A 12,683-nucleotide genomic window follows, 5' to 3' on the forward strand; every position below is an offset into this window, starting at 1 on the left:
GGGAACGCTCATACCTAGGGAACGATCTAGCGACTCTCGCTAGGCTCGCCCTTATGCGTGGCCAGGGACCCGGGTCTGAGCACGAGCGTGGCGAAGCCGACTCCGCGACCGCACCATCGACGCCACCGCCTAGCTTCGGCCATCAACCGCCGCCGGGCGAACCGCCAAGCGGCCACCGCGCCGCCCCCTACGCACCCCCACCCCCGGACCACGGCCCGGGCTCGGGCGAGCCCCCGGCGTCCCCATATGCGGGGACGGCCCCGGGGTCCGGCGAGCAGGCGGCGAGCCCGTACGCGGGGTCGGGCGAGCACGGCGGTGAGCAGCAGCCACCGGCCGTCTACCCTGAGCCGACCGCCGAGGAGGCGGAGGGCTGGCTGTCGGTCGAAGGCGAGCCGCCCGCCCGGGAAGGCTGGCCGGCGCCCGGCGACACGCCCCCGGCCGAGGCGTGGCTCTCCGTCGCCGACACCCCGCCGGTGGAGGGCGACACCCGCCCCGCCATGGCCTGGCCGCCCGCCGGCCTCCCCCCGCACGCCGCCGTTCCCTGGACGCCGCCCCAGCCCCAGGTCCCGCCCCCGTGGCCGACCCCGGCCGGCGACGCCCCGCCCGCCCCGCCGTGGCCGTCCCACGCCGAACCCCCACACGGCGAACCCCCACACGCCGAAGCCCCGCCCACGCGCCCCTGGCCCGCCCAGGGCGACGCGCCCTCCCCCATGCCCTGGCCCCCGACGACCGAGGCCACCCCCGCCGCTCCCTGGGCCACCCCCCAGGACGACGGCGCCACCCGCCCCGGCACCGCCTGGCCCCCCGCCCAGCCCGTCAACCAGTGGCACAACCCCGACCAGGCACAATCCCAGCAACCGGGCCCCACGTACGAGAACCAGCCCCCATCAGGCCCCACGTACGGCAACCAGCCGAGCCCACCCCCACCGGGACCCGCGTACGAGAACGAACCGCACCCGGGACCCACGTACGGCTACCCGCAGGCCGGGCACACGTACGAGGATGACCCCCACAGGCGGGCGGCCGACGAGGCCCCCGGCACTGCCGGGCAGTGGCATCCCCCTGCGGACGGGCAGGGCGGCGGGATGTCGGCGCTGCCCGCGTTCCCCGGCGCCCAGCCGTGGGAGGTGAACGACGGCGACGCCGCGCCGTACGACTGGTTCGCCGACCCGGAGAACGCCGAGGCGGCCGCCGCCCAGGGATGGACCGCCGAGGCGGCCGCCGCTCAGGGGTGGACCGCCGATCCGGCGGCGCCGGGCGGACCGCAGTGGGAGCCGCCGCCCGCGTTCACCGCCGCCGCAGCGGGCATGCAGGTGTGGCCCGCTCCGGTCGCCGATCCGGTCGCCATGCCGCCCTGGCCCGCCGCCACCGGCGAGCTGGAGGCCGAGGCCGACGACGTCCCCCACCCGACCGCCCCCGGCCAGGCACAGCAGCCCTCCGGGTACGCCGCCGAGCCGACCGGCTCGGCCCAGCACCACCCGGACGACCGCGCCCACCCCGCGCCCGAGCCTGCCACCGGAGCCCACCAGCCACCTGCAGCGCCCGCCCCCCAGCCCACCGCCGAGCACCCGGCCACCGCCCCGGACCACCCCAACGGGCCTGCCCACCCGGGTGCCCCAGGGCAACCCACCGCCCACGCTCCGGCCCCGCACGGTCAGGCCCCCCACGGTCAGGCCCCGCACGCCCCGGCCCCGCACGCCCCGGCCCCGCACGGTCAGCCCACGCACGCTCCGGCCCCGCACGGTCAGCCGGACGGTCGCGGGGAGGCCGTCACGTCCGGTCATCCCGACGCCCACGGTCAGCCGCCGACCCACGGCCAGCCCACCGGGCCCGTTCAGCCTGCCGCCGGTCAGCCCACCGAACCGGCTCTCCCCGCCGCCGCCTCCCCCCAGCCTGCACCCGACCAGGGCACGCACGACCAGACCGGGCACGACCAGAACGGACGCGGGCAGGTCGCTCCCCCGCCGTTCACCACCGGGGACACCGCTCCTCCCCCCGCTGGCCGGAAGGCCGGTGGGGTGCCGGTGCCGATGCCGGGGGTCAAGCAGCCGCCGGCCCCGCTGTTCGACCCGAGCACCCAGCGCCAGCCCGAGCCCGGCGACGTGCCCGTCTGGCCACCGAACGAGGACCCGGCGGCCAAGGGCCCCGAGCTGCCGTTCAGCCCCGAGGTGTGGGGCAACCGTCACCAGGGCCCGGGCAACAGCCTGCCGGCGCTGGCTCCGGAGGCTTTCAGGCAGCCGCCGTTCGCGCCGATGCCGCCGGTCAAGCAGCCGGGCAAGAGCAAGCGGGCGCTGTTCGCGACGCTGGGGGTGCTGGTGCTGGCCGGGGTGGCGACGGGCGGGTTCTTCGCTGTCAGGTCGGTGAGCTCGCCCACGCCGGAGGCGGCCTCGCAGCCGTCGGTCCAGCCGCCGACGCCGACGTCGGCCCCGCCCGCGAGCACGCCTCAGGAGCCGGCCGGCGCGTCGATCCTCAACTCGGAGATCACCGACCCGAAGAAGCTGTCGCTGGCGGAGGCGTTCCCGGAGAAGAAGGTCTCGGCCGCGGGCGCCTCGTTCACCCGGGTGAAGTCCGACCTGGCGGCCAAGTGTGACGAGGCGGCGGCGGGCCCGTTCGCGGAGGCGTTGCGCGAGCACAAGTGCAGCCGCGTGCTACGCGCCACGTACGTCGACTCCAAGCGCCGCTACGCGGTGACGACCGGCATCGCGGTGCTGCCCAGCAAGGACGCGGCGCTCAAGGCCGACCGGGCGAAGAACCTGAGCCGTAATGTCTGGTTCCGCGCGCTGCCCGGCGCGGCGGGCTCGGGCGGCGACCGGGTGCACATCGCGGGCGGCTACGCGGCGGGCCTGGTGTGGGGCCGCTACATCGTCTTCAGTTACGCCACCCACGCCGACGGGCACACGCCGGAGGCCAAGGAGAAGACGCTCATCAAGGTCAGCAGCGCGTTCCGGGACGAGACGGCGGAGGTTCTGGAGCGGCGGATCAACCAGAACTGACTCCCGGCAGCGTGCGGACGCGCCGGGTGGCGGCGGCTCGCGCGGCGAGTTCGGCCGCGGGCGGGTAGGTCACCTCTTCGAGGCAGAGGCCGCGCGCGGGCGCCACGTGGACGCCGGAGTCGCGTACGGCCTGGGCGAGCACTTCGCCTGGCCACGGCACCGGCCGCCGTCCGTCGCCGACGGCCAGCAGGGAGCCGACGAGCGCCCGCACCATCGAGTGGCAGAACGCGTCGGCGACGACGGTGGCGACGAGCACGCCGTTGTCCTCGCGGATCCAGTCGAGCCGCTGGAGTTCTCGGATCGTGGTGGCGCCTTCGCGCTTCTTGCAGAAGGCGGCGAAGTCGTGCTCGCCAAGGAGCCGGGCGGCGGCGGCGTTGAGCGCGTCGAGGTCGAGGGGCCGGTTGTGCCAGACGACCGCGTGCCGCAGCAGCGGGTCCACGCCGCCGACGGCGTCGCTGATCCGGTACGCGTAGCGCCGGGAGACGGCGGAGAACCGGGCGTCAAAGCCCTCAGGAGCCACGCAGACACGAAATATCCGTACATCGGGGTCCAGCACTCCCCCGAACCTCCGCACCAGCGCAGCGAGCCTCTCGTCCACGCCGAGCGGCGCCGAGCTGTTGCCGTCGAGCTCCGCCAGCGCCTCGTCCGACACGTCGACGTGCGCCACCTGCCCCCGGGCGTGCACGCCCGCGTCCGTGCGGCCGGCCACGGTCAGGTCGGGCGGCTCGGGCAGCCGCAGGATCCGCCCCAGCGCCCGCTCGATCTCCCCCTGGACCGTACGGAGCCCGGGCTGGCGGGCCCACCCGGAAAAGCCGCCCCCGTCATAGCCGAGGTCGAGCCGGAGCCGTACCACGATCTTCCTCCCGGTAAGCGAAAAGGGCCCGGCCCCCACGAAGGGGTCCGGGCCCGGCAGCCTGATGGATCAGGCCTCGTCCTTCTTCGCCTCGGCGGCCGGGGCCTCCTCGGCAGGAGCCTCGGTCTCCTCGGCCTGCGCGGCCGGGGCGGTCTCCTCGGTCTTGTCCTCGGTCTTCTCCTCAGCCGGGGCGGCGGGCGCCTCGGCGGCGGCCGGCGCGGCCGGACGGGAGACGGTGACACCGTTCAGCGGCTCGGTCACCAGCTCGATGACAGCCATCGGGGCGTTGTCGCCCTTACGCGCACCGACCTTGGTGATGCGGGTGTAGCCGCCGGGACGCTCGGCGAACGTCGGCGCGATCTCGGTGAAGAGGTGGTGAACGACGCCCTTGTCCTTGACGACGGTGAGCACCTGGCGACGGTTGTGGATGTCGCCCTTCTTCGCCTTGGTGATCAGGCGCTCCGCGACCGGGCGAAGGCGCTTGGCCTTGGCGACGGTGGTGCGGATCTTGCCGTGGCGGAACAGGTCCGTGGCAAGGTTGGCCAGGATCAGCCGCTCGTGCGCCGGGCTGCCGCCAAGACGCGCGCCCTTGGTGGGCTTGGGCATTGCTCTCTCCTTGTGTGTTCACCCGCCCCGGCCGTACCAGGTACCGGGGTCGGGCCGCCAGACCCGGGACGGGTCCGCGCTATCGGGAAATATCAGTACTGCTCGGTCTCGACGTACGCGCTGTCGTCGTCGTCGTAGCCGCCGCCGGCCACCGCGGTCGGGTCGAACCCGGGCGGGGAGTCCTTGAGCGCCAGCGACATCTCGTGCAGCTTCTGCTTGACCTCTTCGATCGACTTGGCGCCGAAGTTGCGGATGTCGAGCAGGTCCTGCTCGCTGCGCGCGACGAGTTCGCCCACGGTGTGGATGCCCTCGCGCTTGAGGCAGTTGTAGGAGCGGACCGTGAGGTTGAGCTCCTCGATCGGCAGCGCCAGGTCGGCCGCCAGGGCGGCGTCGGTCGGCGACGGGCCGATGTCGATGCCCTCGGCCTCGACGTTGAGCTCGCGGGCCAGGCCGAACAGCTCGACCAGGGTCTTACCGGCGGAGGCCACCGCGTCGCGGGGCTTCATGGCCGGCTTGGTCTCGACGTCCAGGATCAGACGGTCGAAGTCGGTGCGCTGCTCGACTCGGGTCGCCTCGACCTTGTAGGTGACCTTGAGCACCGGGGAGTAGATGGAGTCGATCGGGATGCGACCGATCTCCTGGCCCGGCTGCTTGTTCTGGGCGGCGGAGACGTAGCCGCGACCGCGCTCGACGGTCAGCTCCATCTCCAGCTTGGCCTTGCCGTTGAGCGTGGCGATGCGCAGCTCGGGGTTGTGCACCTCGACACCGGCCGGAGGCGCGATGTCGGCGGCGGTGACCTCACCCGGGCCCTGCTTGCGCAGGTACATCACGACGGGCTCGTCGTGCTCGGAGGAGACGACCAGCTCCTTGAGGTTGAGGATGATGTCGGTGACGTCTTCCTTGACCCCGGGAACGGTCGAGAACTCGTGCAGCACGCCCTCGATGCGGATGCTCGTCACGGCGGCGCCCGGGATGGACGACAGCAGCGTGCGACGCAGCGAGTTGCCGATGGTGTAGCCGAAGCCGGGCTCCAGCGGCTCGATGACGAACCGGGACCGGGTCTCGTCGATCGACTCTTCGAGAAGAGTCGGACGCTGAGCGATCAGCATGTGTGGGTTCTCCCCTGTTTCGTGTGGCGCCCGCTATATGACGCCACCCCGACAAACAGTTTAGTTCGAGTACGGAATCCGTACTCGAACCAAACGGACGAGTGACTACTTGGAGTAGTACTCGACGATGAGCTGCTCCTGGACCTGGGTGTCGATCTGCTGGCGAACCGGCAGCTGGTGCACCAGGACGCGGAGCTTCTCGGGCACGACGCCGAGCCACGCGGGAACCGTGCGCTCGCCCGCGGTCGCCCGGGCGACCTCGTAGGGCATGAGGTTGCGCTTGGTCTCGCGGACCTCGACGATGTCGTGCTCGCGCACGCGGTACGACGGGATGTCCACCTTCTTGCCGTTCACGGTGATGTGACCGTGACGGACCTGCTGGCGGGCGGCGTCACGCGACTGGGCGAACCCGGCGCGGTAGACGACGTTGTCGAGACGGCTCTCCAGGATCTGGAGCAGCGCCTCACCGGTCTTGCCCGCCTTGCGCGTGGCTTCCTCGTAGTAGTTGTGGAACTGCTTCTCGAGGACGCCGTAGATGCGGCGGGTCTTCTGCTTCTCGCGAAGCTGAAGCTGGTACTCGGACTCCTTGGGGCGTCCGCGGCCGTGCTCACCCGGCGGGTAAGGACGGATCTCGATGGGGCACTTGGCGGACTCGCACTTGCTGCCCTTGAGGAAGAGCTTGGTCTTCTCGCGACGGCAGAGCTTGCAGTCCGCGCCCGTGTAACGAGCCATTTCTCAATATCTCCTGGGAATCAGACGCGGCGGCGCTTCGGCGGACGGCAGCCGTTGTGCGGAACCGGGGTGACGTCCTGGATCGAGCCCACTTCGAGGCCGGTGGCCTGGAGGGAGCGGATCGCGGTCTCACGGCCGGAGCCCGGACCCTTGACGAAGACGTCGACCTTGCGCATGCCGTGCTCCATGGCGCGGCGCGCGGCGTTCTCCGCGGCCATCTGCGCGGCGAACGGGGTGGACTTACGGGAGCCCTTGAAACCCACGTGGCCGGCGCTGGCCCAGGAGATCACGTTCCCGTTGGGGTCGGTGATCGAGACGATCGTGTTGTTGAACGTGCTCTTGATGTGGGCGTGCCCGTGAGCGACGTTCTTCTTTTCCTTGCGGCGCACCTTCTTCGGCGCACCCTGGCGGCTCTTAGGAGGCATTGTTTGCCTTAACTCCTGAGGTCTTCGGTCCCGCGGCTGCGAGGACTACTTCTTACCGGGCTTCTTCTTACCGGCGACGGTCTTCTTCTTGCCCTTACGGGTGCGCGCGTTGGTCTGCGTGCGCTGGCCGTGGACGGGAAGACCCTTGCGGTGGCGGATGCCCTGGTAGCAACCGATTTCGATCTTGCGACGGATGTCGGCCTGGACCTCACGGCGCAGGTCACCCTCGATCTTGAAGTTCGCCTCGATGTAGTCACGCATCGGGACGAGCTCGGCGTCGGAGAGCTGGTGCACGCGCAGATCGCCGCTGACACCGGTGGCCTGGAGGATCTCCTGGGCCCGGGTGCGGCCGATGCCGTAAATGTAGGTGAGAGCGATCTCCAGCCGCTTTTCGCGGGGGAGGTCGACGCCAACCAGGCGAGCCATGGTCGGGCATTCTCCTTCTCTGTGGCGGAGGTCTTGCGCCCCACTTCCCCTCCCCATGCCCGGGGTGAGGGCCCCGGCCTCCGACCGGGGGTCTCCTGAACGGTTCGACGGGCGCCGACGGATCGGCGGCGTCGCCTGCTCAGGTGTGACGCGCGATTACTGTCTCAGGCTCCTCATGCGTCGAGCCCGCTCCCTGACGGGGCGGACTCGGAGAAGCCTTGCGGCGACTAACCCTGGCGCTGCTTGTGGCGCAGGTTGTCGCAGATCACCATGACGCGACCGTGCCGGCGGATCACCTTGCACTTGTCACAGATCTTCTTGACGCTCGGCTTTACCTTCATTGTCCTTCGTGTTCCTCAGACGTCTTATTTGTATCGGTAGACGATCCGCCCACGACTCAGGTCGTAGGGGCTCAGTTCGACGACTACCCGGTCGTCGGGCAGGATCCGGATGTAGTGCATCCGCATCCGTCCGCTGATGTGGGCCAGGACCTTATGGCCGTTGTCGAGCTGCACCCGGAACATGGCGTTCGGGAGCGACTCAACCACAGTGCCCTCGATCTCGATGGCGCCGTCTTTCTTGGCCAAAAGTCCCTCGCGTTTCACTGATCGGTCGTCTGAGGCTCCGGTTCACTAAGCAGCCGCGACCTCACGCTTCGAAGAGAGCGGCGACCGGCAAAGGCCGCCGACGCGTGATAGTCATAGTGAGCCGACTAAGGAGTGTACGACACCTGTTGCTCAAACGCGAAACGCGTGCCAGGTGCCCTGACACAACCACGTGTCACTGTACCCGATATCTCGCCCTGACGCATGCCGGAGGCCCGCCGACAGGACGCCGGCGGGCCTGAACGCCTCTCCCCGGGCCTCAGCGGCCCTTCTGGCGGCTCAGTAGATGCGGTGGGCCGCACCGCAGTACTTGGCCGCGCCGCCCCAGCAGGTGTACGTCCAGAGCTTCTTGATGTTCCCCTTGCCCCAGGTGTGGACCTGGGACCCGTTCCAGCCGTAGAAGTGCTTGCCGGTGCGCCCGTTCTTGTACTCGTACCGGAACCAGACGTAGCCCCGCTTGGCGGTGAACTCCTTGCCGTACCACTTCGTGAAGACCTTGCCGCCGGCCTTCCACGTCTTGCCGAAGGTGTAGGCCTTCTTGTTGCTGGAGTAGTACTTGCCCCAGGCTCCGGCCGATGAGGCGGCCTGGACGCTGGCGGCGGACGACGCCTGGGCGGTGGCGGCCGGGGCGAGGACGAGGCCGGTGGCGGCGAGGGAGCCGGCGATGGCGGTGGCCGCGAAAATCTTGCGCATGATTTCCTCCGTGGGTGGTGTTCTGGACACCGCTCACGTTAGGAATGCGCGCCCCGACGTTCTGTGGACGAATGCGCAGACGGCACTTGTGCACACAAGCCCGTCGTCACCGCTTCGGCGGCGGGTTCCCGAAGACCGTGCTGACCAGCAGGATCGCGCCCCACGGGCCCATGACCCACAGCGGCCACGGATAGATGAAGTCGCCCGCCGTGATGCTGATGATCAGCCAGATGACCCAGTTGACCGCGCTGGCGCCGGCCCAGGCGCTCCAGGCGGCCACCATGCCGGGGTGCATCCGCCGCTTGGCCAGCGGCTCCGGCGTCACCTTGGCGGGCCGGTTGCGCAGGTCGACGTCCGGCAGGTCGGCGGTCAGCTTGGCCAGGTCGCCGTACGTCTTGCTCTGGTAGAGCTGTTCGAGCCGCTCGTTGAACTCTTCCATCGTGATGCGGCCCTGGGCGGTGTGCTCGCGCAGTACTGCCGCCACCCGGTCGCGGTCGACGTCGGAGGCACGCATCTCGGGACTCTGCGCCATTCCCACCACTCCCGGCTCGTCTACGGCTGTGCCAAGCGCTCTTTGCCCCCATCAAGGGCGGTCAGCACCCAAGGTCCATTATGTGTCACGGCGACGCTGTGTTCGAAGTGAGCCGACGCCTTTCCGTCGACGGTCACCACGGTCCAGTCGTCGGCCAGCACGCGGGTGCGCTCGGTGCCGAGGTTCACCATGGGCTCGACGGCCAGGCACATGCCCACCTCCAGCACCGGACCCCGGCCCGGCTTGCCGTGGTTGGCGATCCACGGGTCCATGTGCATCTCGGTGCCGATGCCGTGGCCGCCGTACTCCGGCGGGATGCCGAACCGGCCCTGCGACTTGACGTAGCGCTCGACCTCGTACCCGATGTCGGACAGGTGGCGTCCGGGGGTCAGGGCCCTGATGCCGGCCCACATCGCCTCTTCGGTGATGCGCATGAGCTCGGTGAGCTTCGGGTCGACCTCGCCCACCGGCACGGTCACGGCCGAGTCGCCGTGCCAGCCGTCGAGGATGGCCCCGCAGTCGATCGAGATGACGTCGCCCTCGCGCAGCTTGCGGGCGTCCGTCGGAATGCCGTGCACCACCTCGTGGTTGACCGACGCGCAGATCGTCGCCGGAAAGCCCTGGTAGCCCTTGAACGACGGGATCGCGCCCTCGTCCCGGATCGCCTTTTCGGCGATGACGTCGAGGTCGAGCGGCGTCATCCCCGGCTGCACCGACTGCTTCAGCAGCTCCAGCGTGCGCCCGACGACCAGACCGGCCGCCCGCATCTTCTCCAGCTGCTCGGGCGACTTGATCTGAATCCCATGCTTGTTTCTCTTGAACACGTTTACGGCACCCCCAGGGACTTCAACGGGCAAACGTGGGAGCCCAATTCCCCCCACAATAGCCGCGAGGTGGCACGGAAACCCGTGCCACCTCCGCAGTAGGTCGTCACCCTCACCCCATGAAGGGCCTGATGGCCTCCATGGCCCTCTGAGTGACCTCTTCGACCGGGCCGGTAGCGTCGACCCCGACGAGGATGCCCTCGTCCGCGTAGTAGGAGATCAGCGGAGCCGTCTGCTCTCCGTAGACCTCCAGGCGGTGCCTGACGGTCTCTTCTTTGTCGTCGTCGCGCTGGAACAGCGCGCCGTCGCAGGCGTCACAGCGGTCGTCCTGCTTGTCGTCGAACTCCACGTGCCAGATGCGGCCGCACTGGCTGCAGGTGCGCCGGCCCGCCAGCCGCCGGACCACCTCGTCGTCGTCGACGACGAGCTCCAGCACCAGGTCGAGCGCCTGACCCCAGTCGGCGAGCATCTTCTTGAGGATCTCCGCCTGCGGCACGTTGCGCGGGAAGCCGTCGAGCAGGAAACCGTCCTGCGCGTCGTCCTCCGAGAGGCGGTCGCGGACCATGGCGATGGTGACCTCGTCGGGCACCAGGTCGCCGCGGTCCATGTATGTCTTGGCCAGCTTGCCGAGGTCCGTGCCGCCTGAGACGTTGGCACGGAAAATGTCACCTGTCGAGATCTTCGGGATTGACAGGTTCGATGCGATGTACTGGGCCTGCGTCCCTTTACCCGCTCCAGGGGGCCCGACCAGAACGAGACGCACTACCGCAGGAAACCTTCGTAGTTACGCTGCTGCAGCTGGCTCTCGATCTGCTTGACCGTGTCCAGGCCGACACCAACCATGATCAGAATGCTCGTCCCTCCGAACGGGAAGTTCTGGCTCGCACCGGCCACCGCCAGCGCGACGATCGGGACCATGGAGATCAGACCCAGATAGAGCGCGCCGGGCGCGGTCAGACGGGTGAGCACGAAGTTCAGGTATTCAGCCGTCGGCCGGCCCGGGCGGATGCCCGGAATGAACCCACCGTACTTCTTCATGTTGTCAGCCACTTCAGTGGGGTTGAAAGTGATGGACACGTAGAAGTACGTGAAGAAGACGATCAAGAGGAAGAACGTCGCCATGTAGATCGGCGTGTCGCCGGTGGCGAGGTTCTGGGAGATCCATTGCACGACCGGGTTCGGGTTCTCCGCGTTGGCGAAGAGCGAAGTGATCAGCTGCGGCAGGTAGAGGAGCGAGGAGGCGAAGATGACCGGGATGATGCCGGCCTGGTTGACCTTCAGCGGGATGTAGGTCGAGGTGCCGCCGTACATCCGCCGGCCCACCATGCGCTTGGCGTACTGGACCGGGATGCGGCGCTGCGCCTGCTCGACGAAGACCACGGCGGCGATCAGGAAGATGCCGACCACCATGACGACCGCGAAGGTGAACTTGTTCGCCTGGAAGATGTTGGCCATCTCGGACGGGAAGATGGACACGACCGAGGTGAAGATCAGGATGGACATGCCGTTGCCCACACCACGGTCGGTGATGAGCTCGCCCAGCCACATGATCACGGAGGTGCCCGCGGTCATGATGACGACCATCGTGACGATCTGGAAGACGTTGTCCGGGTCGAGCAGCACGTCCTGCTGGCAGTTGGGGAACAGCTGGCCCGAGCGGGCGAGGGCGATGAACGCCGTCGACTGCAGAACACCGAGACCGACGGTCAGATAACGCGTATACTGCGTGATCTTGGTCTGGCCCGACTGGCCTTCCTTCTTCAGCGCCTCGAGACGCGGGATGACCACGACGAGCAGCTGCAGGATGATGCTCGCGGTGATGTAGGGCATGATGCCCAGTGCGAAGATCGACAGCTTGAGCAGCGCGCCACCGCTGAACAGCTGGACCATTCCATAGATTTGGCCGGCGGCGCCCTCACGGGCCGATTCAAAACAGGCCGCCAGATTCTGGACGTGAACGCCCGGAGTCGGAAGAACCGAGCCGAGTCGGAAAAGCGCGATGATGCCCAGCGTGAAGAGCAACTTCTTGCGCAGGTCCGGCGTCCGGAACGCCCGGGTAAACGCGGTCAGCACGGTCCCTCCTGCGCGCCTATGAGGCGATGTGAGTATGCGATGGTGCGGGGATCTGCCATCTGAAGTCTCAGGTCAACATCCAGCAGGACAGTATCCTGCCGTCTCGCGAACTCTAACGCACTACGCGCGTGGGGGCCCATTGTCAGAACCCCCACGCGTCGTAAATGCACTTACAGCTCGGTAACGGAGCCGCCGGCAGCGGCGATCTTCTCCTTCGCCGTGGACGAGAAGGCATGCGCCGTCACGTTCACCGCGACCGAGATCTCACCGGTGCCCAGCACCTTGACCGGCTGGTTCTTGCGGACAGCGCCCCGGGCCACCAGCGCCTCGACGGTGACGTCGCCACCCTCGGGGAACAGCTCGCCGAGCCGGTCCAGGTTGACGACCTGGTAGGTCGTCTTGAACATGGCGTTGGAGAAGCCCTTGAGCTTCGGCAGACGCCTCTGCAGCGGCACCTGGCCACCCTCGAAACCGAGGGGAACCGTCGTACGGGCGTGGCTGCCCTTGGTGCCGCGACCGGCGGTCTTGCCCTTGGACGCCTCGCCGCGGCCCTTGCGGACCTTCGACTTGTTGGCGCCAGGAGCAGGACGCAGGTCGTGAATCTTGAGCGGAGCCTTGTCAGTCATGACTAGTCGACCTCTTCCACCACGACGAGGTGCGTCACCACGGAGACCATGCCGCGAATCTCGGGCCGGTCCTCCTTGACGACGACGTCGCCGATTCGCTTCAGGCCAAGCGAGCGCAGCGAGTCACGCTGGTTCTGCTTGCCACCGATCTTCGAGCGAACCTGAGTGATCTTCAGGCGTGCCATG

The 12,683-nt window shown here is 68.9% G+C and carries 16 protein-coding genes; 1 reads left to right on the forward strand and 15 read right to left on the reverse strand.

The window, feature by feature from the left end; all coding sequences use genetic code 11:
* Positions 1-53: 53 nt before the first annotated feature.
* Positions 54-2,993, forward strand: a complete 2,940-nt coding sequence (locus AB0G11_RS37365) for a hypothetical protein (RefSeq protein WP_357591399.1) — start codon at positions 54-56, stop codon at positions 2,991-2,993.
* Here AB0G11_RS37365 and truA read toward each other — a convergent pair.
* From truA to rpmD, 15 genes are all read right to left on the reverse strand, one after another.
* Positions 2,980-3,846 carry a tRNA pseudouridine(38-40) synthase TruA gene (gene truA, locus AB0G11_RS37370; RefSeq protein ID WP_357591401.1) on the reverse strand — a complete coding sequence of 289 codons (867 nt, stop codon included), beginning with the start codon at positions 3,844-3,846 and terminating at the stop codon, positions 2,980-2,982. The genes AB0G11_RS37365 and truA overlap by 14 nt on opposite strands.
* Positions 3,847-3,915: 69 nt before the next feature.
* A complete protein-coding gene (gene rplQ / locus AB0G11_RS37375; protein WP_219500445.1) occupies positions 3,916-4,452 on the reverse strand; it encodes a 50S ribosomal protein L17 in 537 nt (178 codons plus the stop codon).
* A gap of 92 nt (positions 4,453-4,544) precedes the next feature.
* On the reverse strand, positions 4,545-5,561 hold the full coding sequence (locus tag AB0G11_RS37380; protein ID WP_219500443.1) for a DNA-directed RNA polymerase subunit alpha: 1,017 nt from the start codon (positions 5,559-5,561) through the stop codon (positions 4,545-4,547).
* 105 nt (positions 5,562-5,666) lie between these two features.
* Positions 5,667-6,293 (reverse strand): 30S ribosomal protein S4, encoded by a 627-nt coding sequence (gene rpsD, locus AB0G11_RS37385; RefSeq protein WP_219500441.1) that lies wholly within the window; start codon positions 6,291-6,293, stop codon positions 5,667-5,669.
* Between the two features lie 20 nt (positions 6,294-6,313).
* Positions 6,314-6,718, reverse strand: a complete 405-nt coding sequence (rpsK, locus tag AB0G11_RS37390) for a 30S ribosomal protein S11 (RefSeq protein ID WP_020542285.1) — start codon at positions 6,716-6,718, stop codon at positions 6,314-6,316.
* A gap of 45 nt (positions 6,719-6,763) precedes the next feature.
* Positions 6,764-7,144 (reverse strand): 30S ribosomal protein S13, encoded by a 381-nt coding sequence (gene rpsM / locus AB0G11_RS37395; RefSeq protein WP_049576926.1) that lies wholly within the window; start codon positions 7,142-7,144, stop codon positions 6,764-6,766.
* Between the two features lie 227 nt (positions 7,145-7,371).
* Positions 7,372-7,485: a 50S ribosomal protein L36 gene (gene rpmJ, locus AB0G11_RS37400; protein ID WP_003956441.1), complete on the reverse strand. Its 114-nt coding sequence runs from the start codon at positions 7,483-7,485 to the stop codon at positions 7,372-7,374.
* A 24-nt stretch (positions 7,486-7,509) separates the two neighbouring features.
* Positions 7,510-7,731: a translation initiation factor IF-1 gene (gene infA / locus AB0G11_RS37405; RefSeq protein ID WP_012887858.1), complete on the reverse strand. Its 222-nt coding sequence runs from the start codon at positions 7,729-7,731 to the stop codon at positions 7,510-7,512.
* A 297-nt stretch (positions 7,732-8,028) separates the two neighbouring features.
* Positions 8,029-8,442 carry a hypothetical protein gene (locus AB0G11_RS37410; RefSeq protein WP_219500437.1) on the reverse strand — a complete coding sequence of 138 codons (414 nt, stop codon included), beginning with the start codon at positions 8,440-8,442 and terminating at the stop codon, positions 8,029-8,031.
* A 106-nt stretch (positions 8,443-8,548) separates the two neighbouring features.
* On the reverse strand, positions 8,549-8,956 hold the full coding sequence (locus tag AB0G11_RS37415; RefSeq protein WP_246643995.1) for a DUF1707 domain-containing protein: 408 nt from the start codon (positions 8,954-8,956) through the stop codon (positions 8,549-8,551).
* A 38-nt stretch (positions 8,957-8,994) separates the two neighbouring features.
* Positions 8,995-9,798: a type I methionyl aminopeptidase gene (gene map / locus AB0G11_RS37420; RefSeq protein WP_219500433.1), complete on the reverse strand. Its 804-nt coding sequence runs from the start codon at positions 9,796-9,798 to the stop codon at positions 8,995-8,997.
* Between the two features lie 112 nt (positions 9,799-9,910).
* Positions 9,911-10,561, reverse strand: coding sequence for an adenylate kinase (locus tag AB0G11_RS37425; protein WP_219500431.1), 651 nt, complete (start codon positions 10,559-10,561; stop codon positions 9,911-9,913).
* A complete protein-coding gene (secY, locus tag AB0G11_RS37430) occupies positions 10,561-11,871 on the reverse strand; it encodes a preprotein translocase subunit SecY (RefSeq protein WP_219500430.1) in 1,311 nt (436 codons plus the stop codon). Before secY ends, AB0G11_RS37425 begins: the two co-directional genes overlap by 1 nt.
* A 170-nt stretch (positions 11,872-12,041) precedes the next feature.
* The gene (gene rplO, locus AB0G11_RS37435; RefSeq protein ID WP_357591403.1) at positions 12,042-12,497 is read right to left on the reverse strand and encodes a 50S ribosomal protein L15; all 456 of its coding nucleotides are present in this window, start codon (positions 12,495-12,497) and stop codon (positions 12,042-12,044) included.
* Positions 12,498-12,499: 2 nt separating this feature from the next.
* On the reverse strand, positions 12,500-12,682 hold the full coding sequence (gene rpmD, locus AB0G11_RS37440; protein ID WP_049572666.1) for a 50S ribosomal protein L30: 183 nt from the start codon (positions 12,680-12,682) through the stop codon (positions 12,500-12,502).
* Position 12,683: the final 1 nt, after the last annotated feature.

Origin of the sequence: Nonomuraea sp. NPDC023979 (assembly GCF_040639085.1) — a bacterium.
GTDB lineage: Bacteria > Actinomycetota > Actinomycetes > Streptosporangiales > Streptosporangiaceae > Nonomuraea > Nonomuraea ceibae.

Coding starts and splice junctions, on each gene's coding strand:
- AB0G11_RS37415 (WP_246643995.1), bottom strand. CDS start 8,956: ATGCGTGCCTCCGACGTCGACCGCGACCGGGTGGCGGCAGTACTGCGC.
- rpmD (WP_049572666.1), bottom strand. CDS start 12,682: ATGGCACGCCTGAAGATCACTCAGGTTCGCTCGAAGATCGGTGGCAAG.
- rpsD (WP_219500441.1), bottom strand. CDS start 6,293: ATGGCTCGTTACACGGGCGCGGACTGCAAGCTCTGCCGTCGCGAGAAG.
- rpmJ (WP_003956441.1), bottom strand. CDS start 7,485: ATGAAGGTAAAGCCGAGCGTCAAGAAGATCTGTGACAAGTGCAAGGTG.
- AB0G11_RS37380 (WP_219500443.1), bottom strand. CDS start 5,561: ATGCTGATCGCTCAGCGTCCGACTCTTCTCGAAGAGTCGATCGACGAG.
- AB0G11_RS37410 (WP_219500437.1), bottom strand. CDS start 8,442: ATGCGCAAGATTTTCGCGGCCACCGCCATCGCCGGCTCCCTCGCCGCC.
- rpsM (WP_049576926.1), bottom strand. CDS start 7,144: ATGGCTCGCCTGGTTGGCGTCGACCTCCCCCGCGAAAAGCGGCTGGAG.
- AB0G11_RS37365 (WP_357591399.1), top strand. CDS start 54: ATGCGTGGCCAGGGACCCGGGTCTGAGCACGAGCGTGGCGAAGCCGAC.
- rplQ (WP_219500445.1), bottom strand. CDS start 4,452: ATGCCCAAGCCCACCAAGGGCGCGCGTCTTGGCGGCAGCCCGGCGCAC.
- rplO (WP_357591403.1), bottom strand. CDS start 12,497: ATGACTGACAAGGCTCCGCTCAAGATTCACGACCTGCGTCCTGCTCCT.
- rpsK (WP_020542285.1), bottom strand. CDS start 6,718: ATGCCTCCTAAGAGCCGCCAGGGTGCGCCGAAGAAGGTGCGCCGCAAG.